Raw genomic sequence first — 21,058 nt, 5'->3', positions numbered from 1 at the left:
GGCCATGGCAGCGATTCCCGACTGGACGGGGACTGCAACGCTTCCGGACCAGACAGCCATGGCAACGATTCCCGACTGAACCGGGATGGCAGCGGTCTCTGCGCGGTTCGTTGTGGTGACGGGTCCATTCATTCCTTGCCGATCGGAGTGAAGGGGCCCGTCATTCGCGTTCGGTTGGAGCGGAGGGGACTTTCGCGGCCGCACTGCGCGAGTGACGAGACCCCTCACCCCATGACGGCCGTCGCGGATGGACCCATCACGCACGTCTGGCCGGAGCGAGAGGGACTTTCGGGCTTGAGGCGAGACGGTGCTCGTCTGGCACCGATCTGGGAAGGGAACCCTTCGCGCACACCCGGCTGAAGCGGCGGAAACTCGTTCGCCGACTGGTGGGACGAGAGAACCCCGTATTGACTCCGGCTCTTGTGCGGTGAAGGGTCCCTTCACCGACCTCGCTGAGCAAGCCACCGCCCCAACCGCCGAGGTGCCCACGGTGCCAGCCGATGGGCCACCCACCGGGGCACTCCCCAGGTCACCCGCCGCGCCAACCACCGCATCGCCCCACAGCCCACCTGCCGGGCCATCCGCCAGGTTGGTGCTCCGCAAGCCGTCCGCCGGGCCAACCACCGCACAGCCCAGCAGACCGCCCGCCGGGCCAAGGCACCGAGAAGGTCGGATGATCACCGAACCTCCGCCGATCAGGTCTGGGGCTTTCCGCCGGCATACCGGCTGATGATCAACGCGATCAAAATGATCCCGCCGTAAATCGCCTTCAGCCATTCCGCGGGCACCTGGGCGATGCGCAGCAGACTGTCCACCGACTGCAGCAACAGCACGCCGGTCAGCGCCCCGACCAACGTCCCTCGGCCGCCGTCCAGCGAGACACCGCCGATCACCGCCGCGGCGAAGACCTGCAGGATCAGGCCATCGCCCTGGTCAGCGCCCAGAGCGCCGACATAACCCGTGTACGCGAGGCCGCCGATGGCAGCCAGCACGCCGGCCACCACGAAGACCGCCCACGAGATTCGGTCCACCCGGATGCCCGCGGCCCGCGCGGCTTCGCGGTTGCCGCCGATCGCGTACAGCGAGCGGCCGACTCGGTGGTAGCGCAGGCCCAGTCCGAAGACCACGAACAGCACCGCCGCGAGCCACACCGACATGGGCAATCCGGCGAACGTCGTCGTCGCCAACGCGGTGAAAGCGTCCAGTTGGTCGAACAGCGTCTTGCCGTTCGTGGTGCCGATCTGGGTTCCGCGAAGGACCGTCAGCATCGCCAGCGTCACGATGAACGCGTTCAGCTTCAGCTTCACGATCAGGAAGCCGTTCACAAAACCGATCAACGCACCCACCACGGGGATCGCCACCAGGCCGAGCACCGAGGGCCATTCGGTGCCGAAGCCGGACGACGCCGCCGGGATGACCAGCATCGCGCCGATCGCGGGAGCGATGCCCATCGTGGATTCCAGCGACAGGTCGAACTTGCCGGTCAGCAGCACCAGCGACTCGCCGAGCACGACCAGCGAGAGAGCGGCCGCTGCGGAGAGGATGCTGATGATGTTGTCGAAGGTGAAGAACGTGTCGCTGATCAGCCCGCCGATCACGAACACCACCACGAGCGCGGGCAGCAGCGCCAGCTCGCGCAGCCACGCCGACTTCCGGCGCTTCGCCCGTACCGCGGGCAGCGCCGTCTGCGGGTCGCTCATCAGGTCAGTCATGGAGCCCGACTCCTTCGATATCCGCCACCAAGTCCCCGTCGGACCAGCCGGCCTGGTGGACGGCGGCCACCGCGCCCGCGCGCAGCACCAGCACCCGGTCGGCCAGGCGCAGATCGTCCAGCTCGTCGCTCACGAGCAGCACCGCCTTCCCCTCGGCCCGCACCCGGTCCACGACCGCGAGCAAGGCCTCCTTCGACTTCACATCCACACCCGCGGTGGGATTGATCAGCACCACCACGCGCGGGTCGCTCTCCAAAGCCCTGGCGAGCACTACTTTTTGCTGATTTCCGCCGGACAGGTCGGAAACGGGCTGGTCCGGGCCGGCGGCCACGATGTCGTACGCGGTCAGGGCGCGCGTTCCGCGTTCCCGGCGGATTTTCGGGGACGCCAGGCCGCCGCGGCCCATCCGGTCGAGCACGGACAACGTCGCATTGTCCATAATGGAGTGCTCCAGGACGAGGCCTTCGTGGTGTCGATCCCTTGGGACGCAGCCGATCCCCGCACGAAGGGCGGCGGGGATATCACCGGCGGGCAGGCGCTTTCCGTCTACCGCAATGGTGCCTGAAGTGGGCGCACGCAGGCCGTAAACCGTTTCGGCTACCTGGTGTTTGCCGCTCGCGTTGCTGCCAGCGAGGCCGACGACCTCGCCGCGGTGAACCTTGAGCGAGACGTCGTGGAAACCGTCGCCAGACAGGTCATCGACGGTGAGCACCTCTTCGGCGTCCACCGCTAGCGGGTCACGGGTCGCGGCGTCGCGCACGGCGAGGCCGCCCTGCTCCCCCGTCATCGCGTCGACCAGCGCCGCCCGGCTGACCTCGGAGACGGGTGCGGTGAGCACGTGCCGGGCGTCGCGCAGGACGGTAACCGCTTGGCACACCTCGTAAACCTCGTGCAGATGGTGCGAGATGAAGAGGAACGTGACACCGTTCTCCTGCATCTGCCGCATGCGATCGAAAAGCCGCTCGATGGCCTGGCTGTCTAGCTGCGCGGTCGGCTCGTCCAGCACGATGAACCGGGCCCCGTAACTCAACGCACGAGCGATTTCGACGAACTGACGGTCCTCAACGGACAGATCGCCCGCAGGAGTGTCCACATCGACCCGGACGTCCCACGAGTCCAGCAGTTCCCGTGCCTGACGGCGCAGCTTCTTCCAGCCGATGGAGAACCCGCCCTGAGCCTGCCGGTTCAGGAACAGGTTCTCCGCGACCGTCAGCTGCGGCACCACCATCGCGTGCTGGTACACGCACGCCACGTGCGCCTTCCAGTCGTCCTGTTTGGACAGCGAAGGAGCTCGGACGCCGCCGAAGGAAACGCTGCCGGTGTCCGTTTCGGACAATCCAGTGAGGATGGACACCAGCGTGGACTTGCCCGCCCCGTTGCGGCCGACGAGTGCGTGCGACTCGCCGGGCCGCACGGTGAGGCTGACGTCGTGCAGCGCCACGGTCGGCCCGTACCGCTTCCCGACGCCGTCCGCCTGCACTACCGGCGCGCTCACAGGTTGTTACCCCACAACGCTTTGTCGTCCACGTTGTCCTTGGTCACGACCGGCGCGGGCAACTGGTCTTCCAGGATGCCGGGGCTGATTTCGACGATCGTGGAGTCGTGGTCGGTCGGGCCCGGCTTGAACGTCTCGCCCGCCATGGCCTTCTTGAGCCAGTACATGCCGTACTTGGCGTAGGCGTCGGCGGGCTGCGAAACGGTCGCGTCGAGTTCGCCGTTGCGGATCGCGGTGAGCTCCTGCGGGATGCCGTCGTTGCTCACCAGCACCACGTGCTTCGGGTCGCCGACCGGGAAGAACAGGTTCTTGCGCTTGAGCGCCTGCTCGGTCGGCGCGAGGTAAACGCCGCCCGCCTGCATGTACACGCCCTTGATGTCCGGGTTCGCAGTCAGCAGACTGTCCAAACCGGACGACGCCTTGTCCGCTTTCCACTCCGCGGCGACTTCGAGCACCTTGACGTCCGGGTACTTCTGCTTCATGCACTCGCGGAACGCCGCCGACCGGTCACGGCCGTTGACCGACGCGAGGTCGCCCATCACCTGCACGACCTTGCCGCTCTTCACGCGCTTGCCGATTTCTTCGCACGCCTTGGTTCCGTACGCCTTGTTGTCCGCGCGGACAACCATCGCGACCTTGCCGCTTTCCGGCGCGACGTCCACCGCGACCACCGGGACGCCCTTGTTTTCCGCCTGCTTCAGCCCGGCGACGACCGCGGCCGAGTCGAGCGGCGTGACGACGAGCCCCTTCACGCCCTGGTTGAGCAGCGTGCCGATGTCCGTGATGAGCTTCGCCGGGTCGCTGTCGGCGTTCACCGTCGGCAGCGCGTCGAGCCCCTGCTCTTTCGCCATCTGCGGCACGTATTTGTTGTAGGCCTGCCAGAACGGCGAAGTCAGCAGGGGCAGCGTCGCCCCGACCTTGCCGGTGCCGCCGCCGCCAGCCGCGGCCGCCGGTTTGTCCTTAGTGGACCCGCACGCACCGAGCACCAAACCGCAGGCGGCCACCGCGGCGGCCAGCCGGATCACCTTCGTACGCACCGCATCCTCCTTGATGACAGGCCTTGTTGGCTGAGCAGATCAGTTCTGCACGGGTCCGCGCGGGCGCAGGCCGTACATGCCGCCGTCCACCGCGAGCGCGGTGCCGGTAGTCGATGCCGAAAGCGGGCTGGCCAGGTACGCGATCGCGTTCGCGACCTCGTCCGCGGTCACCAGCCGCCCCATCGGCTGGCGGGCGGCGAGCGCCTCCCGTTCGGCCGACGGGTCCGCGGCGGTGTCGAGCAGCCTGCCGACCCACGGGGTGTCCGCGGTGCCGGGGCACACGCAGTTGACGCGGATCCGGTCCGGCAGGTGGTCGGTGGCCATCGCGAGGGTCAGCGACAGCACCGCGCCCTTCGTGGCCGAGTACAGTGCCCGCGCGGGCAATCCGGCCCACGCGGCGATCGAGCAGGTGTTCACGACCGCCGCCGCGGGCGAATTCTTCAAGTGCGGCAAGGCAGCCCGGGCCGTGCGCACCATGCCGACGACGTTCACGTCGTACGCGCGGTGCCACTCGTCGTCGTCGTTCGCGGTGACGTCGCCCTGCGCGCCGATTCCCGCGTTGTTGACCAGGATGTCGAGCCGACCGAAGCGTTCGGCCACCGCATCGACGGCGGCGCGGACCTCGGCGTCGGACGTCACGTCGCAGCGGAATCCGGTCAGCGGCTCGGGAACCTCGTCGGTTTTGAGGTCGAGCACCGCCACCTGCGCGCCGCGCTGGGCCAGCAGGTTCGCGGTCGCCAGGCCGATGCCCGAGGCACCGCCGGTGACCGCGGCGACCAGGCCGTCGAATTCGCTCACTGCGCGTTCTCCGTCCATTCAGGACCGTCCGGGAAGCTGAACCGGCGCAGCGTAGCGTCGTGCATGCGCGCGGAAAAGCCCGGTGCGGTCGGAGCGAGGTAGCGGCCGTCGCGCACGACGGCCGGGTCGGTGAAGTGGTCGTGCAGGTGGTCGACCCATTCGATGCTGCGGTCTTCGTCCGAACCGGACACCGCCACGAAGTCGAACATGGACAGATGCCGCACCAGTTCGCACAGCCCGACACCACCGGCGTGCGGGCACACCGGAACACCGAATTTCGCTGCCAGCAACAGGATCGCGAGATTCTCGTTCACGCCGCCGACGCGCGCGGCGTCCAGCTGGAGCACGTCGATCGCACCAGCCTGCAGCAATTGCTTGAACACCACGCGGTTTTGGACATGCTCGCCGGTGGCGACCTTGATGGGCGCGAGCGCCTTCGCGATGGCCGCGTGGCCGAGGACGTCGTCCGGCGAGGTCGGTTCTTCAATCCAATATGGATCGAACGGCGCCAGCGCGGTCATCCACGACACTGCCGTCGCTACATCCCAGCGCTGGTTGGCATCGACGGCAATCCGGATGTCCGCGCCGACAGTCTCGCGCGCCAGCTTCATCCGCCGGACATCGTCCTCGAGATTCCCGCCGACCTTCAGTTTGATCATCTCGAAACCGTCGGCGACGGCTTGTTCGGCCAGCCGCACCAGTTTCGCGTCGGAGTATCCGAGCCAGCCCGCCGACGTGCTGTACGCGCGGTAACCGTCGGCCTCAAGTTTCGCGATTCGTTCGGCTTTCCCGGATTCGGCAGCGCGCAAAATGTCGAGCGCTTCCTGTTCGGTGAGCGCGTCCGAGAGGTAGCGGAAGTCCACAAGGGACACCAGCTCCTCCGGCGTCATCCGCGAGGCGAACTTCCACAGCGGCAGCCCGGCACGGCGGGCGGCGAGGTCCCACGCGGCGTTGACGATCGCGCCGATCGCCATGTGCGCGACCCCTTTTTCCGGTCCCAGCCAACGAAATTGCGAGTCGCCGACCAAGGCCCGCGACAGCGCGCCGAGTGCTTCCGCGTCCTCCGGCACATCGCGGCCGACCACATGCGGTGCCAGCGCGCGGATCGCGGCGGCCTGCACGTCGTTGCCGCGGCCGATGGTGAACGCGAGGCCGTAACCATCCGGTCCGGCGTCGGTGTGCAATTCGACGTAGGCCGCCGAATAGTCCGGATCCGGGTTCATCGCGTCCGAACCGTCGAGGTCGCGCGACGTCGGGAAGCGGACGTCCCGGACCTCCATGGCCACGATTTTCGCCATGTCAGGCCTGCCCGAAGGTCTGGCGCTGCTTGCCGAGGCCGTCGATTTCCAGCTCGACGACGTCGCCCGCGCGCAGGTACGGCTTCGGCTCGGGCTGCCCGAGCGCGACGCCCTCCGGGGTGCCGGTGTTGATCAGGTCGCCGGGGCGAAGCACCATGAACTGGCTCAGGTAATGGATGATCTCGGCGACGCCGAACACCATGTCCTTTGTGGACGAATCCTGTACCTTCTCGCCGTTGACCCAGGTGCGCAGGCCGAGCGCCTGCGGGTCGGGGATCTCGTCGGCGGTCACCAATTCCGGGCCGAGCGGGTTGAAGGTCTCGCAGTTCTTGCCCTTGTCCCACTGGCCGCCGCGGTTCAGTTGGAAATCGCGCTCGGAGACGTCGTTGGACACGACATACCCGGCGACGTGCGCCAGCGCCTCGTCCGCGCTTTCCAGATACCGCGCGGTTTTCCCGATGACGACGCCGAGTTCGACCTCCCAGTCGGTGGCCGTGGAGCCGCGCGGGACGAGCACCTCGTCGAACGGTCCGACCATCACGTCGGGAGCCTTCATGAACAGCACCGGCTCGGTCGGCACGGCCGCGCCGGTTTCCTCGGCGTGGCGGCGGTAATTCATGCCGATGCAGACGATCTTGCCCGGCGCGGCGATCGGCGCGCCGACCCGCAGCCCGGCCCCGTCGACGACCGGCAGTTCCCCGGCCCCGAGAGCCTGCGCGGCTTTCGCCGGCCCGTCGCCGGCGAGGAACGCGCCGTCGATGTCCGGCGTGACCCCGGAGAGGTCGTGGAGGGTGCCGTCACCGGCACGGACGAACGGACGCTCAGCCCCCGCTGCCCCGAGACGCACAAACCGCACGGACGATCCCCTCTCTCGACACCCGCTTCGCGATACATCCGATGTATAGCGCATGGGTGGGCGACAGATCTAGAGGGAAGCGGGATTTGGTGCGGAAATTGATCCGATCACCGGGCTGCCGGGCGGATAACGGACACTCGTCCTGGCGGGGAGGTCCCGCCACGAAGAGGGAGACGGTGCGGCGCGGATGGGACCGGAAGACGCGGCTGGGCTGGGGCGGCGGACGGCTGGGGGTTCGGCTTCGCGCGGCGAAGAGGAAGGCGGCGAGTTGAGGGCGGGCAGCGGCGGATCGGGGGAGGCGGAGGGGCAAGGTTCCCGGGGCGGTCCCGGCGCGGTTGGCGCCTCGGAGATCAGCGCAGACGACGAGTGGTGTGCCGCTGAGCGGGCAGTGCCATTGCCGGACGGTGCGTGGCTGCTCGCGACGAAGGGTTCCGCGGCGGATCATTCGGCGAGCGATCATGCAGCGCTTGATCATTCCTCGGCGGAGCACTCCACGACGGACCGCGACGCTCCGGATCATTCCGCGGCTGAATACTCCACTGCAGGGCCTGTGGGCGCGGAGCCTTCCACGGCTGATCGCTCCACCGCGGATCATTCGACGCCCGGTTACTCCGCGGCGGATCACTCCGCCGTAAACCGCACCACGCCGGATGACTCTGCGGCCAATCACTCCACCGCGGCCCGGTCCAGCACGGACCACTCCGCGACAGACCACCCCACCGCGAACTATTCGACGCCCGAACACTCCGCAGCGGATCACTCCACAGCCGAATACTCCGCCGCAGCCTGTTCCGACACGGACCACTCCCCGACAGACCACCCCACCGCGAACTATTCGACGCCCGAACACTCCGCAGCGAATCACTCCGCCGCACACCGCACCACACCGGATGACTCTGCGGTCGATCACTCCACCGCGGTCCGGTCCAGGACGGAGCACGTCGAACACACCGCCACCCTCCCCGAGCACTCCGGTCAAGGCAAGATCCGACGTCTCCTCATCCTCGGCGGCCTTTCCGCCTTCGGGCCCCTCTCCATCGACATGTACCTCCCCGCCCTCCCCCGGATGGCGGGCGACTTCCAGGCCTCCGACACCACCGTCCAGCTGACGCTCACCGCGTTCGTCGTCGGGCTGGCGGTCGGGCAGATCATCGCCGGGCCGTTGTCGGATTCCTTCGGGCGGCGGCGGCCGTTGCTGGTCGGGCTCGGGCTGTACATCGCCGGGTCGGTCGCGGCTGCGGCTAGTCCGGGCGTGGAATTGCTGATCGCGGCACGGAGTGTTCAGGCGCTCGGCGCGGCAGCGGGAATCGTGATCGCCCGCGCGGCCGTTCGCGATCTCTACACCGGCACGGCGATGACGAAGTTCTTCTCGCTGCTCCTGCTCGTCAACGGTCTCGCGCCGATCCTGGCTCCGGTGCTCGGCGGGCAGTTGCTCACGTTCACGTCCTGGCGCGGCGTGTTCGTCGTCCTCACCGGGTTCGGCGCGCTGCTGCTCGCCGCGGTCGCGTTCGCGTTGCCGGAGCCGCTGCCGGTCGAGCGTCGGCATCCGGCGCGGCTGGGCGGGGTGCTTCGCACGTACGGGCGGCTGCTCACGGATCGCACGTTTCTCGGCTACGCGCTCACCGCGGGGCTGAACTTCGCCGCATTGTTCGCGTACATCTCGGGTTCGTCGTTCGCGCTGCAGGACGTTTACCGCCTGAGTCCGCAGGAATACAGCGTCGTGTTCGGGCTCAACGGGGTCGGCATCGTGCTCGCCGGGCAGCTCAATGGGTGGCTCGTCGGGCGGTTTCCCGAGCGGACGCTGCTGCGCGCGGGGCTGACTGTGTCGACGATTTCCGGCCTCGCAACGCTAACCGCGGCAACAATGAGACTCCCGTTGCCAGCGTTGCTGATTCCGTTGCTGCTCATGGTTTCCTGCATCGGAATCATCAGCCCGAACGCCAGTTCGCTCGCCCTCGCCGGGCACGCGCGCACGGCGGGATCGGCGTCCGCGCTGCTGGGCGTGCTGCAGTTCGCGGTCGGCGGGATCGCGACGCCGCTGGTCGGGCTCGGCGGATCGGGCACGGCGGTTCCGATGACCGCCACGATGGCCGGGTTCGGGGTGCTCGCCTTGCTGTCGTTCGCGACGCTGACGGTCAGCCCAAATCGGCGAGGTTCCCGCTCCGGAGCTGGTCGTCGGTGACCGCGATGCGTTCGTCGACCAGCTTCTGCAGCGCGTCCCCGTCGTCCCACTGGTTGACGTTCATCGCGGCCGAGACCTCGTTGTCCGGCGTCACCCAGAACGCCGTGAAGTCGTAAGCCGCGAGGTCGCCGCGCACCACAACGCGGTCCCGATCCAAGACGGGCAGGCCGCGGTACTCGCAGCCAATCGCCGGGCCGCCGCGGTCCGGGTCGTATTGGTCGGAGAAGAAGTACGGGCTGTTCAAGTACGGCTCGTTCGCACCAAAGAGGTTGGCCGCGACGTGCTCGCCCTGCGTACGCGCTGTCGCCCAGTGCTCGACGCGTACGCGGCGGCCGTAGCGCGGATGGAACTCCGAAGCGATGTCGCCGATCGCGTAGACGTCAGGTGCCGCTGTACGCAGACCGGCATCGACGTCGACGCCGCCGTCGTCCGCCAGCTCCAGACCGGCGGCATGTGCCAACTCGACGCGAGGGGCCGCGCCGACCGCGATAAGGACAACGTCGGCGTACAGCTCTTCGCCGCTCGACAGTCGGACGCCGGTCGCTGCTGTGTCGCCAGTGATCGCTGCGACGCCTTCACCGAGACGCCACTGCACACCGTGTTCTTCGTGCAGGCGATAGAACGCTCCGGCCACCTCGTCGCCGAGGACGTTGGCGAGCGGCAGCTTCTCCGGAGCGACCACAGTCACCTCGGCGCCGTGCGTACGCGCGGCAGCGGCTGCTTCAGTGCCGATCCAGCCCGCGCCGACGATCAGTACTCGCTTCGCCGCTTCGAAGGCCTCGCGCAGCCGCAGTGCGTCGTCGAGAGTGCGAAGCGTGTAGAGGCCGGGCAGGTCGCCGCCGGGCACCTTCAGCGTCCGCGGGCGCGAGCCGGTCGCTAAGACAAGGCGGTCGTAGCGGTGTTCGTCACCGGCGTCATCAAGGACCAGGCGTGCACCCAGTTCGACTCGGGTCGCTGTAGTGCCAGAGAGCAGCCGGATGTCGTGCTCGTCCCAATAGCCCTCGTCGCGCACCCAGTCCGGTTCCTCGGCGTTGCCGAGCAGCACGGCCTTCGACAACGGCGGCAGCTCGTACGGCCGGTGCGTGTCGGCTCCGATCAGCAGGACGTCGCCGTCGAAACCGCGTTCTCGGACTGTCGCGGCCGCAGTGGCGCCGGCCAGTCCGGATCCGACGACGACGATCTTCCGAGGTTCCGACATCCGTCCTCCTGAGGCGTGCCCGCGGCGTGCGGTGGCCGACGCTACTCCGGTATCCGGCCGGTCACACCCCGTGGAAAACCGGCCAGTAGGCAATTCGGGTGAACCGGCGTAAGACGCCCCGGAGCGCCCGGTCACACCCCCGCACGAAGGACACGGGTGCTACGTGATCGGAGGGCGAGGGTCGTGACAGCGCGGGACGACAGTGCGGTACGGAACGAGTGGACGGTCGGCTGCCGGGACCTGGCGGGCAGGCGCCGGGACGTGACGGTGTTCGTGAGCAGTGACGACAAAGTCGTCCTGGTCGCGCCGCCGGGAGAAGCGGCGGTGCTGGGGCCGCTGGAGGTCGGACGGCTGCGCGCGGCCCTTCGCGACGCCGTGGTGGCCACCGCGACGTCGGCGCGACGCACCGGAACCGACTGACAACTACCGTTCCTACTCATGAGTAGGTAGAGTCGGCACCCGCAGACCCCGAAAGGTGCCGGCCATGACCACCTACTTCGTCACGGGCGCGACGGGCTTCCTCGGGAAGCGCCTGGTCGCCCGGTTGCTCGCGCGGCGGGACACGACCGCCGTCCACGTGCTCGTCCGCAACACCTCGCGCGACCGCCTCGCCGGGATCGCGCGGGACTGGCCGAACGCCGACCGACTGGTCCCCGCCGTCGGCGATCTCACCGAACCGCTGCTCGGCCTCGACCCGGCCGGCTACGACGGGGTCGACCACGTCGTCCACCTCGGCGCGATCTACGACTTCACCGCCGACGACGCGGCGAACCGGGCCGCGAACGTCGAAGGCACCCGCAACCTGCTCGCCTTCGCCGCGGCCGCCGGAGCAGGACTGCTGCACCACGTTTCGTCCATCGCGGTCGCTGGCGATCACTCCGGCCGGTTCACCGAAAGCGACTTCGACCTCGGGCAGTCCTTCAGTTCTCCGTACCACGCAACGAAGTTCGAGGCCGAGAAGCTGGTCCGCGAACAGTCCGACGTGCCGTTCCGCGTCTACCGGCCCTCGGCGGTCGTCGGCGACTCGCGCACCGGCGAGATGGACAAGATCGACGGTCCGTACTACTTCCTGCCCGCCATCTCTCGGCTCGCTGCGCTGCCGAAGCAACTGCCGCTCGTCGCGCCCGACTTCGGGGCTACCAACCTCGTCCCGGTCGACTACGTCGTCGCCGCGATGGAAAACCTCATGCACCGCGAAGCGCCTTCAGGCAGTACGTATCACCTCGCTTCGCCGCGCCCCCAGAAGCTGCACGAGGTCTACAACGCCTTCGCCCGCGTCGCCGGAGCGCCGCGCGTACGCACGACAGTGCCGTCTGGTCTGCTTCGCAGCACAGCGTCCCGCCTCGCGACCGCTGTGGATCGCCTGCCGACTGGACGTGCGACGCGCGCAGCAGTGCTGACCGAGCTCGGAATTCCGCTCGAAGTACTCCCCCACCTGAACATGGAGGTGGAGTTCGACACCGCGCGCACCACTTCGGAGCTGTACGGCAGCGGCGTCCACCTTGCCGAGCTTCGCGACTACGCGGAACCGCTGTACCGCTACTGGCGCGCGCATCTCGACCCGGACCACGCTCGCCGTCCGGGGCTCGAAGGACGCGTTGTTCTCATTACCGGTGCTTCGTCCGGCATCGGCCGTGCTTCAGCGCTCGCTGTCGCGCGTCGCGGCGCGAAGGTGCTTCTCGTCGCGCGGCGCGTTGAAGAACTTGAAGACGTGCGTAGCGAGATCACGGCGGCTGGCGGCGAAGCAGCGACGTACCCGTGCGACCTCACGGACGGCGACGCGGTCGACGGTCTCGTGAAGGCCGTCCTCGCCGATCACGGTGCGGTCGACGTCCTGGTGAACAACGCCGGACGGTCCATCCGACGCTCAGTGCAGCTGTCGACGGAACGGTTCCACGACTACGAACGCACCATGGCCATCAACTACTTCGGCCCGGTGCGGCTGATCCTCGGACTGCTGCCGTCGATGACCGTACGCCGGTTCGGCCACGTCGTGAACGTCACGACGCAGGGTCTGCAGACCGACACGCCGCGGTTTTCCGCTTACCTGGCCTCAAAAGCGGCGCTCGAGGAGTTCAGCCTGACCGCCGGTCGCGAGACGCTGTCCGACGGCGTCACGTTCTCCTCGGTCCGGATGCCGTTGGTGCGCACGGACATGATCGCGCCGACCGGGTCGTACCGCGGGCTGCCCGCGAGCTCCCCGGAACGCGCGGCGGCACTGGTGGTGAAGGCGATCGAGCGGCGGCCGCAGATCCTGAGCCTGCCCGAGGGCCGGGCCGCGGAACTGGCCTCCCTGGCAACGCCGGACCTCGCGCGGTTCGCGGCGCATCTCGTGTACCGGGTGATGCCGGAATCCGCGCCAGAGGCCAAGAAACGGCCACGACAGCCTGCTCCGGCAGCGGTGGCGGGGACGCTCACGCGGCTGCTCTGGCGACGGAAGGCTTAGCGGCGTCGTGAGTGTCTATCGCGGTTAGAACCGGGATAAACACTCACGACTCCCTACTCCACCAACGCGTCCTCCGGCACGCCTCTAGCCAACCCGGCCAACACCTCCAACGCACTCCCCAACGTCTCCTCCGCAGGCGCGGACACGGCGATCCGCACCGCGTTCGGGGCGTGTCCCGGCACCACCGAAAACGCCGCCGCCGGGGACAACGCGATCCCCCGGCGAGCCGCAGCCGCCACGAAAGTCTCGGCTCGCCACTGGTCCGGCAGTACCCACCACCGGTGGTAAGCCGAGGCGTCGCCGTACACCTGGAAGCCCGCGAGCCGGTCGGCGACGATCCTCGCCCGTGCCCCGGCGTCCGCGCGCTTCGCCGCTTCGACCTCCGCCAGCACGCCGCCGGTGATCCACCGTCGCGCCGCTTCCACCGAGAAACGCGACGCCGCCCAGCCGCCGGAGCGGATCGCGCTCGACAGTCGCGTGACCCAGGCCGGCGGGACCACGAGGAATCCGGCGGTGAGGCCGGGCGCGACGCGTTTCGACAGACTGTCGACGAAAACCGTCCGCTCCGGCATGAGCGCGGCGAGCGGTTCGGTGTCCGGGCGGAGGAAGGTGTAGATGCCGTCCTCGATCACCGGCAGATCCAGCCCGCGGACGGTCGCGGCCAGTTCGGCGCGGCGCTGCGGCGGCATCGTGGTGCCGAGCGGGTTGTGCAGGGTCGGCTGGACGTACAGCGCCCGCACCGGAGCGCTCGCCGCGAGCGCGGCCGGGACCAGGCCGTGCGCATCGGTTTCGATCGGCACCAGTTCGATGCCGAGCCGGGTCGCGGCGGCTTTGACCACCGGGTACGTCAGGGATTCGACCGCAAGCCGCTCGCCGGTCGGCACGAACGCGGCGAGCGCGGCCGCGATGCCTTGCCGTCCGTTGCCCGCGACCAGCACCTGGTCCGGATCCGGCTGCCAGGTGCCGCGCGCGAGCATCGTGACGGCTGCTTCGCGGACCGCTTTGGTGCCGGCCGCGCCGAGCGGATGCAGGGCGTCGGTGAAGACGTCCGCGCGCAGCACGGGTTCGAGTGCTTGCGCGAGCTTGGCCGATTGGCTTGGCAGCACAGCGAAATTGAGTTCGAGGTCTACGCGCGCGTCGCCGGGTTCGGACAGCGCCGGTTCCGGTCCTGGCTTCGCGGCGCGCACGAAAGTGCCCCGGCCGACCTCGCCGATCGCCAGGCCGCGCCGGACGAGTTCGCCGTACACGCGGGCCGCGGTGGAGCCGGCGATGCCGCGGTCGCGCGCGAACCGGCGCTGCGGCGGCAGCCGGTCACCGGGGCGCAGCCGGCCGGCTTCGATGTCGGCGGCGAGTTCGTCCGCGACGACGCGGTAGTCGTCCATCCCACCCTCGCTCTGCCGGGATTCTCCCGGACGCATCATGGCACCGGCCGGTCACTCATCGCTAATGCGACCCACGGAACTCCCCGAACGGGGGTCACTAGGTTAGCCTTACCTCTGTGGCACTGACGAGCGAAGACACCCGACTGCACGCCGAGGACCTGACCCTGGCCTACGACGGCCGCACGGTCGCCGAACGGCTCGGCGTGGTCATCCCGGACAAGTCGTTCACGGTCATCGTCGGTCCCAACGCCTGCGGCAAGACGACGCTGCTGCGCGCGCTCGCCCGCATGCTCAAGCCCCGCGCGGGCTCGGTCTACCTCGACGGCGAGGTGATCACCAGCTACGGCGCGAAGGAGGTCGCGCGCCGGCTCGGCCTGCTGCCGCAGAGTTCCATCGCGCCGGACGGGATCACCGTGGCCGACCTCGTCGCGCGCGGCCGGTACCCGCACCAGAAACTGCTGCGCCAATGGTCCCGTGACGACGCGACGGTGGTCGCCGATTCGATGCGCGCGACCGGCGTCGACGACCTCGCCGAGCGGATGGTCGACGAGCTGTCCGGCGGGCAGCGCCAGCGCGTCTGGATGGCGATGGCGCTGGCCCAGCAGACCGACTTGCTGCTGCTCGACGAGCCGACGACGTACCTGGACATCGCGCACCAGCTCGACATCCTCGACCTCTGCGCGACGCTGCACAGCGAGCAGGGCCGCACGCTGGTCGCGGTGCTGCACGACCTCAACCACGCGGCCCGGTACGCGACGCACCTGATCGCGATGCGCGACGGCAAGGTGCTGGCGACCGGGACGCCGGAGGAGGTCGTGACGGCGGAGAACGTCGAGCGGATCTTCGAGCTGCCGTGCCGGGTGATGGAGTGCCCGGAGAGTGGGAGCCCGATGGTGATTCCGAAGGTCAGCCGCCGGGCCGCGTGAGCTAGCGGCGGGCCATGAACGACCGCCATACATCCGCCGGGACCGACGAACCGGTCACCTTCTTCCCGCCTGCGTCGATCAGCCGCCGGTCGTCGTCGGATCCGAGCCACACCGCTGTTGCCAGCTGCGGCGTGTAGCCGACCGCCCAGGCGTCCTGGTTGTCGCGCGAATTGCCGCGCTCGAACTCGCCAGTGCGCAGGGCCGCCGCGCGACCGTCCGGCAGCGTCGTCCGCAACGCTGAAGTCACGTCCTGCGCCACCTCCGCCGGGACTGCGGAAACCGGCTCGTTTTCGTGCTGCCACACGACTTTCCCCGATTGGTCGAGCACCTTGTCCACGAGGTGCACCGCCGCGCGCATCCCGTTGGCGGCGTAGGTCGCGTACGCGCCGGCCACGTCGAGCGGCCGCATCGGGTACCGGCCGACGACGATGCCCGAGCCGATCGTGACGCCGTCCTGTTCGCGCATGGTCGGAGTGCCGTCCACTTCGTCGGGAATCCCCGCCGAACGCGCCGCCGCACTCACCTCGTCGACGCCGATCTTCTTGGAGACCGTGATGAACGGCGTGTCCGCACCTGAAGTCAAGGCGCTGCGCAAGGTGCAGGGCTGTGGGCACTTCGGCGGATACTCGAACTTCTCGCCGAGATACTGGATTTCCCGGGGAGCAGCCACTTTCTCCTCCAGCGACATCCCGTTCTTCAACCCGGCCGCCGCGGTGAACGGGTAGAACGCGGAGCCGAGCGCATGCCCGGTTGCCGCATAATCCCGGACGCCGTTGTTGCCGCCGTCGTACGCGCGCACCGCGCCATTCGTCGGATCAACCGCCACCAACGCGCCACGGAACTCTGCTGGTTCGCCCTTCAACCGGTCGCTCAGCGCGGTGTGCGCGGCGTTCTGCAACCCTGGGTCGAGGGTAGTTTGGACGGTCAGATTTCCTTGCTGCAACCGGGAAATCGAGAACCCGGCCGTCTCCAGTTCGGCAAGCACTCGCTGCTTGAGGTGGTACTGGTCGTAATTCAGGCTCACGCGCGTTTCCGCGGGCGGCTTGATCTCCGCACCCGGATAGGCCATGCCGTCGGCATTCTTCAAGTAACCGCGTTCGACCAGCTTGTCGCGGACGTATCGCCAGCGTTTCGCCGCGTGCTCATCGCCGGATACCGCCGGATCGTGCACCGACGGCGACTGGATCATCCCGGCCAGGAAAGCGGCCTCGCTCCAGGTGATGCTGTTGTCGAGCGGACGGCCGAAGAACGCGTTCATCGCCGCCGCCGGGCCGAAAGTGCCGCGGCCGAAGGAAATGATGTTGGCGTAGCTCTCGAAGATCTGTTCCTTGCTCTGCTGCTGGGTGATCTTCGTGGCGAGCACGAGTTCCTGCATTTTCCGCGACAGCGTCGAATCCTCGTCGCCGGTCGATTTCTTGATGTACTGCTGGGTGATCCCGGATCCGCCGCCGACGCCGGTCAGGAACGCGCGGCCGATCCCGGTCGGGTCGAAGCCGGAGTTGGCCCAGAACGTCGGATCTTCAGTGGCGACGATGGCGTCGCGCAGCTTCTGCGGGATCTGGTCGAACGGCACGAACCGCCGGTCGCCGCCCGGGGGCACGATGCGCAGCAGTTCGCTGCCGTCGGAGTACTTCAGCGTGACGGTTTTGCCGAGCGAGGCGAGGACGTCCTGCGGGCTGCGGACGTCCAGCAGCAGGTAGGCGATCCAGAACGCGATCAGCGGCACGCCGACCGCGAAGCCGGTCAGGTAGTAGGCACCCTTGCGGATGCGGCGCCACTGGCGACGGACACCAGCGGATTGGTCACTCTCCGGGGCTGACTCCACGAATGAAGGACGACTGAACCAGTGACAAGGTTCTGCCGGGTCCGTGAATTGATCACGAGAGGAACGCGCGCAGCAACGACGCGGTGCCCTCGATGTGCTCAGCCATCGCCTGCCGCGCGGCCACCGGATCACCGGCGAGGATCGCGTCGACGATCGCCTCGTGCTGCGCGTTCGAATGCTCCAGATTCGGTTCGAGCAGCGGAATCCGGTCGAGCAGCTGGTTGACCCGCGTCCGCGCGTCCGCGACCGTGCTGGTCAGCGACGCGGACGCGGTGACCTCCGCGATCGCCAGATGCAGCCGCGAATCTTTGCGGCGGTAATCCGCGAGATCCGCCGCCGACGCCTCCGCGAGCGTGCCGGTGAGATGCTGCCGGTCCGCCGGGCTCAACGTGCGCGCCGCGGCCGCCTCCGCCGCGCCGGTCTCCAGCACATGCCGCAGGCACAGCGCGTCTTCCAGCCCGGCCACGTCCACCTCGCCGGCTGCTCGCTCAGCGGGATCCGGCAGTTTCGCGTTCACGAACGTGCCGCCGTACCGCCCGCGCCGCGATTCGACGTACCCCGCGTCGGACAGCGCGCGAATCGCCTCGCGCAAGGTCACCCGGCTCACGCCGAGCCGTTCCGCCAGCTCGCGCTCGGAGGGCAACCGGTCCCCCGCGCCGACGACCCCGAGCCGGATCGCCTGCAACAGCCGCTCGACGGTCTCCTCGAAGGCATTCCCGACCCGCACCGGCCGGAACAGTGCCGCGTTCGCGCTCACCACCGAGGTCGACTCCACCTGTCCGATTCTATGCTGTCCCGATTGCAGAGAACTCTTTGCAAAGGTTTCTCTGCGGTCTAGAGTGGGGAGCATGCCCGACGAACGCCGCGCCCGCCAGATCGACGCCCGCACCCTGCGTGCGCTGGCGCATCCGTTGCGGATGGAGCTGCTGGACCTGCTCACCGTCGACGGCCCGGCCACCGCGACCGGGCTCGGCAAGCGCGTCGGCGAAAGCTCCGGCACCACGTCGTGGCACCTGCGCCAGCTCGCGGACGCCGGGCTGGTCGAGGAAGACACCAGCCGCGGCTCGAAGCGCGAACGCTGGTGGAAGGCGGCGCAGGACTCGACCCGGATGCGCGCGGCCGACTTCGTCGACGACCCGGAGATGGCCGGGCCGCTCATGGCTTTCCTGCACCAGCACGTGGACATCCGCTACCGCGAACAAGCGCGATTCGTCTCGGAACTGCCGCGCTGGGCGGACGAATGGCGGGACAGCTCGACGCTGAGCAGCACCCGGATGCCGCTCACCCCGGACGAATCCCAGCAGCTGATCGAAGAAATCGAAGCCGTGATCGAACGCTACCGCCGCCCGGCCCGCCCTGGCGACGAAACGGTGATCACGCAGTGGGCGGCGTTCCCGCACGCGACCGTCCCGACCGAAGACCAGGGGGAATCCTGATGGACCCGTTCCTGACCGCACTGGCCGCCGCCCGGCACGGCGAATTGCGCGCCGCCGCCGTCCGCTGCCCGCCCGCGCCGAGAGCACCCGCCCGGCAACGACTCGGCTAGTGGTTGATGGAACTGGGCCTGCGGCTGGCGACGCCGAAACGCCGTGAAGGGCTCCTTGAAGGAATCTGATTCCCGCAAGGAGCCCTTCACGGAACGAAAATCAGCACTCGATGACGTTCACAGCGAGTCCGCCGCGCGCGGTCTCCTTGTACTTCACCGACATGTCCGCGCCGGTCTCGCGCATGGTCTTGATCGCCTTGTCCAGCGTCACCACATGGCTGCCATCGCCGCGCATCGCCATTCGCGCGGCGTGGATCGCCTTGGACGCACCGACAGCATTCCGCTCGATGCAAGGAATCTGCACCAGCCCGCCCACCGGGTCACACGTGAGCCCGAGATGATGCTCGACCCCGATCTCAGCCGCGTTCTCGACTTGAGCAGGCGATCCGCCCAGCACCTCGGTCAACCCGGCGGCCGCCATCGCCGAAGCCGACCCGACCTCGCCCTGGCAACCGACCTCGGCGCCCGAGATAGACCCGGTCTGCTTGAGAATCGACCCGATAGCCCCAGCAGTGAGCAGGAAGGTGACGATGCCGTCGTCCGAAGACCCGCGCACAAACCGTTGGTAGTAGTGCAAAACCGCCGGAATGATCCCCGCCGCACCGTTGGTGGGAGCAGTGACCACACGGCCGCCCGCGGCGTTTTCTTCGTTGACCGCCAGCGCGTACAGACTCACCCAGTCCATGGCGTACAACGGATCGTCCGCGCCGTCTTCAGCGAGCAGCTTGTCGTGCAACGACTTCGCCCGCCGAGGCACCTTCAACCCGCCAGGCAGCACGCCCTCGTGCGTGTACCCGTTCCGCACGCACTCGACCATCACCTGCCAGATCTCCAGCAGCCCGGCCCGGACCTCCTCGCGGCTGCGCCAGGAAAGCTCGTTCTGCAGCATGATCTCGCTGACCGGCAGCCCGGTGTCCGCGCAGTGCTTCAGCAAGTCCGCCCCAGTGCGGAACGGATAAGGCACCGGCGTGGAATCCTCGACGAAAACCGTGTCGGTCTCGTACGACTCGTCCCGGACGAACCCGCCGCCGACCGAGTAGTACGTCCGTTCCCGCAACACAGAACCGTCCGCGGCGAACGCCCGGAAGACCATCCCGTTCGGATGCGCGGGCAGAGACTTCCGCCGGTGCATCGTCAGGTCGGCGTCCTCGTCGAACGCCACCGGATGCGTCCCGCCGACAGCCAGCCGCCCGGACTCCCGGATCGCCGCGACCTTGGCGGGCACCGTGTCGGTGTCGATCGCTTCCGGCAGTTCCCCGGACAGCCCGAGCAGCACCGCTTTGTCGCTGCCATGCCCGAAACCGGTCGCACCGAGAGAGCCGAACAACTCGGCCTGCACCCGCGCGACAGTCTCGAGCACACCGTCCTCGACCAGACCGTCCACAAAGGTCTTGGCCGCCCGCATCGGGCCGACCGTGTGCGAACTCGACGGCCCGATGCCGATCGAAAACAGGTCGAAGACGCTGATCGCCATTGATCCGCCCCTTCTCTTAGTTCCTCGCCAGCACGCTGCTGGCTTCTTGCGCCGCCGGTCCTTCGGCGGTCAGGTGAGCGAGGTTTTCCGGCAATTCCTCGCCCCGATGGGCCTTGGTCTGCGCGTACAGCCGGCCCGCGCGATACGACGACCGCACCAGCGGCCCCGCCATCACACCAGGGAACCCAATAGCCTCAGCGGTTTTCGCGTGTTCCACGAACTCTTCCGGCTTGACCCAGCGGTCGACCGGGTGGTGGCGGGGCGAGGGGCGCAGATACTGGGTGATCGTGATGATCTCGCACCCAGCGTCGAAAAGGTCCTGCAACGCGACGCTGACCTCGTCCGGAGTTTCGCCCATGCCGAGGATCAGGTTCGACTTCGTCACCAAACCCGCCGCACGAGCCTGCGTGATGACATCCAGCGACCGCGCGTACCGGAACCCGGGACGGATCCGCTTGAAGATCCGCGGCACAGTCTCCACGTTGTGCGCCAACACCTCCGGCCGCGACCCGAACACCTCCGCCAACTGATCCGGCTCCGCATTGAAGTCCGGGATCAACAACTCAACACCGGTGCCGGGGTTCAACGCGTGGATCTGACGCACGGTCTCCGCGTACAGCCACGCACCGCCGTCAGCCAGGTCATCACGGGCGACACCGGTGATCGTCGAATACCGCAAACCCATGGCCTGCACCGACTCCGCGACCTTCCGCGGCTCGGTACGGTCCAGCGCAGCAGGCTTCCCCGTATCGATCTGGCAGAAGTCGCAGCGCCGCGTGCACTGGTCGCCACCGATCAGGAAGGTGGCTTCGCGGTCTTCCCAGCATTCGTAGATGTTGGGACAACCAGCTTCTTCGCAAACCGTGTGCAGACCCTCGCGCTT

The 21,058-nt window shown here is 68.4% G+C and carries 17 protein-coding genes; 5 read left to right on the top strand and 12 right to left on the bottom strand.

Features of this window, described 5'->3' with window-relative positions:
- Window positions 1–695 precede the first annotated feature (695 nt).
- From ACWDNU_RS28620 to ACWDNU_RS28595, 6 genes are read right to left on the bottom strand one after another with little or no spacing between them, the layout of a single operon-like run.
- On the bottom strand, window positions 696–1,712 hold the full coding sequence (locus tag ACWDNU_RS28620) for an ABC transporter permease (protein WP_344285916.1): 1,017 nt from the start codon (window positions 1,710–1,712) through the stop codon (window positions 696–698).
- On the bottom strand, window positions 1,705–3,207 hold the full coding sequence (locus ACWDNU_RS28615) for a sugar ABC transporter ATP-binding protein (RefSeq protein WP_449671175.1): 1,503 nt from the start codon (window positions 3,205–3,207) through the stop codon (window positions 1,705–1,707). Before ACWDNU_RS28615 ends, ACWDNU_RS28620 begins: the two co-directional genes overlap by 8 nt.
- Window positions 3,204–4,244, bottom strand: a complete 1,041-nt coding sequence (locus ACWDNU_RS28610) for a sugar ABC transporter substrate-binding protein (protein ID WP_449671174.1) — start codon at window positions 4,242–4,244, stop codon at window positions 3,204–3,206. Before ACWDNU_RS28610 ends, ACWDNU_RS28615 begins: the two co-directional genes overlap by 4 nt.
- A gap of 39 nt (window positions 4,245–4,283) precedes the next feature.
- Window positions 4,284–5,042 carry an SDR family NAD(P)-dependent oxidoreductase gene (locus tag ACWDNU_RS28605; protein WP_370939547.1) on the bottom strand — a complete coding sequence of 253 codons (759 nt, stop codon included), beginning with the start codon at window positions 5,040–5,042 and terminating at the stop codon, window positions 4,284–4,286.
- Window positions 5,039–6,340, bottom strand: a complete 1,302-nt coding sequence (locus tag ACWDNU_RS28600) for an enolase C-terminal domain-like protein (protein ID WP_449671173.1) — start codon at window positions 6,338–6,340, stop codon at window positions 5,039–5,041. The genes ACWDNU_RS28605 and ACWDNU_RS28600 overlap by 4 nt, the downstream gene beginning before the upstream one ends.
- Before the next feature lies 1 nt (window position 6,341).
- The gene (locus ACWDNU_RS28595) at window positions 6,342–7,196 is read right to left on the bottom strand and encodes a fumarylacetoacetate hydrolase family protein (protein WP_449671172.1); all 855 of its coding nucleotides are present in this window, start codon (window positions 7,194–7,196) and stop codon (window positions 6,342–6,344) included.
- Window positions 7,197–8,181: 985 nt separating this feature from the next.
- Between ACWDNU_RS28595 and ACWDNU_RS28590 the strand changes: the two genes are divergently transcribed.
- Entirely contained in the window at window positions 8,182–9,378 is a 1,197-nt protein-coding gene (locus ACWDNU_RS28590) for a Bcr/CflA family multidrug efflux MFS transporter (protein WP_449671187.1), read from the top strand.
- Here the strand turns inward: ACWDNU_RS28590 and ACWDNU_RS28585 are convergent.
- Window positions 9,332–10,576: an NAD(P)/FAD-dependent oxidoreductase gene (locus ACWDNU_RS28585; RefSeq protein ID WP_449671171.1), complete on the bottom strand. Its 1,245-nt coding sequence runs from the start codon at window positions 10,574–10,576 to the stop codon at window positions 9,332–9,334. The two genes, ACWDNU_RS28590 and ACWDNU_RS28585, sit on opposite strands and share 47 nt — an antisense overlap.
- Before the next feature lie 183 nt (window positions 10,577–10,759).
- Between ACWDNU_RS28585 and ACWDNU_RS28580 the strand changes: the two genes are divergently transcribed.
- The gene (locus tag ACWDNU_RS28580) at window positions 10,760–10,996 is read left to right on the top strand and encodes a hypothetical protein (RefSeq protein ID WP_037810157.1); all 237 of its coding nucleotides are present in this window, start codon (window positions 10,760–10,762) and stop codon (window positions 10,994–10,996) included.
- 64 nt (window positions 10,997–11,060) lie between these two features.
- Entirely contained in the window at window positions 11,061–13,022 is a 1,962-nt protein-coding gene (locus ACWDNU_RS28575) for an SDR family oxidoreductase (RefSeq protein WP_449671170.1), read from the top strand.
- Between the two features lie 53 nt (window positions 13,023–13,075).
- Here the strand turns inward: ACWDNU_RS28575 and ACWDNU_RS28570 are convergent, their stop codons facing one another.
- On the bottom strand, window positions 13,076–14,404 hold the full coding sequence (locus ACWDNU_RS28570) for an aminotransferase-like domain-containing protein (protein ID WP_449671169.1): 1,329 nt from the start codon (window positions 14,402–14,404) through the stop codon (window positions 13,076–13,078).
- Between the two features lie 116 nt (window positions 14,405–14,520).
- Here ACWDNU_RS28570 and ACWDNU_RS28565 point away from each other — a divergent pair, with 116 nt between their 5' ends.
- Window positions 14,521–15,330, top strand: coding sequence for an ABC transporter ATP-binding protein (locus tag ACWDNU_RS28565; RefSeq protein ID WP_116206493.1), 810 nt, complete (start codon window positions 14,521–14,523; stop codon window positions 15,328–15,330).
- Between the two features lies 1 nt (window position 15,331).
- Here ACWDNU_RS28565 and ACWDNU_RS28560 read toward each other — a convergent pair whose 3' ends face one another.
- Window positions 15,332–17,155 carry a transglycosylase domain-containing protein gene (locus tag ACWDNU_RS28560; protein ID WP_449671168.1) on the bottom strand — a complete coding sequence of 608 codons (1,824 nt, stop codon included), beginning with the start codon at window positions 17,153–17,155 and terminating at the stop codon, window positions 15,332–15,334.
- Window positions 17,156–17,207: 52 nt separating this feature from the next.
- The gene (locus tag ACWDNU_RS28555; protein WP_370939555.1) at window positions 17,208–17,930 is read right to left on the bottom strand and encodes a FadR/GntR family transcriptional regulator; all 723 of its coding nucleotides are present in this window, start codon (window positions 17,928–17,930) and stop codon (window positions 17,208–17,210) included.
- Window positions 17,931–18,003: 73 nt separating this feature from the next.
- Here ACWDNU_RS28555 and ACWDNU_RS28550 point away from each other — a divergent pair, with 73 nt between their 5' ends.
- Entirely contained in the window at window positions 18,004–18,591 is a 588-nt protein-coding gene (locus ACWDNU_RS28550; RefSeq protein ID WP_449671167.1) for an ArsR/SmtB family transcription factor, read from the top strand.
- 210 nt (window positions 18,592–18,801) lie between these two features.
- Here ACWDNU_RS28550 and ACWDNU_RS28545 read toward each other — a convergent pair whose 3' ends face one another.
- Complete coding sequence (locus ACWDNU_RS28545; protein ID WP_449671166.1) at window positions 18,802–20,175, bottom strand: L-serine ammonia-lyase; 1,374 nt, start codon at window positions 20,173–20,175, stop codon at window positions 18,802–18,804.
- A 16-nt stretch (window positions 20,176–20,191) separates the two neighbouring features.
- Window positions 20,192–21,058 (bottom strand): lipoyl synthase (locus ACWDNU_RS28540; RefSeq protein ID WP_449671165.1); only part of this gene is annotated, 867 nt, incomplete at its 5' end.

The organism is Amycolatopsis sp. NPDC003676 (assembly GCF_053587275.1).
This window is presented reverse-complemented; position numbering and strand designations above follow the sequence as displayed.

Bases quoted from the DNA above. Each gene is read 5' to 3' on its own strand.
- ACWDNU_RS28620 (WP_344285916.1), bottom strand. From the start codon at position 1,712: ATGACTGACCTGATGAGCGACCCGCAGACGGCGCTGCCCGCGGTACGG.
- ACWDNU_RS28600 (WP_449671173.1), bottom strand. From the start codon at position 6,340: ATGGCGAAAATCGTGGCCATGGAGGTCCGGGACGTCCGCTTCCCGACG.
- ACWDNU_RS28585 (WP_449671171.1), bottom strand. From the start codon at position 10,576: ATGTCGGAACCTCGGAAGATCGTCGTCGTCGGATCCGGACTGGCCGGC.
- ACWDNU_RS28575 (WP_449671170.1), top strand. From the start codon at position 11,061: ATGACCACCTACTTCGTCACGGGCGCGACGGGCTTCCTCGGGAAGCGC.
- ACWDNU_RS28570 (WP_449671169.1), bottom strand. From the start codon at position 14,404: ATGGACGACTACCGCGTCGTCGCGGACGAACTCGCCGCCGACATCGAA.
- ACWDNU_RS28550 (WP_449671167.1), top strand. From the start codon at position 18,004: ATGCCCGACGAACGCCGCGCCCGCCAGATCGACGCCCGCACCCTGCGT.
- ACWDNU_RS28545 (WP_449671166.1), bottom strand. From the start codon at position 20,175: ATGGCGATCAGCGTCTTCGACCTGTTTTCGATCGGCATCGGGCCGTCG.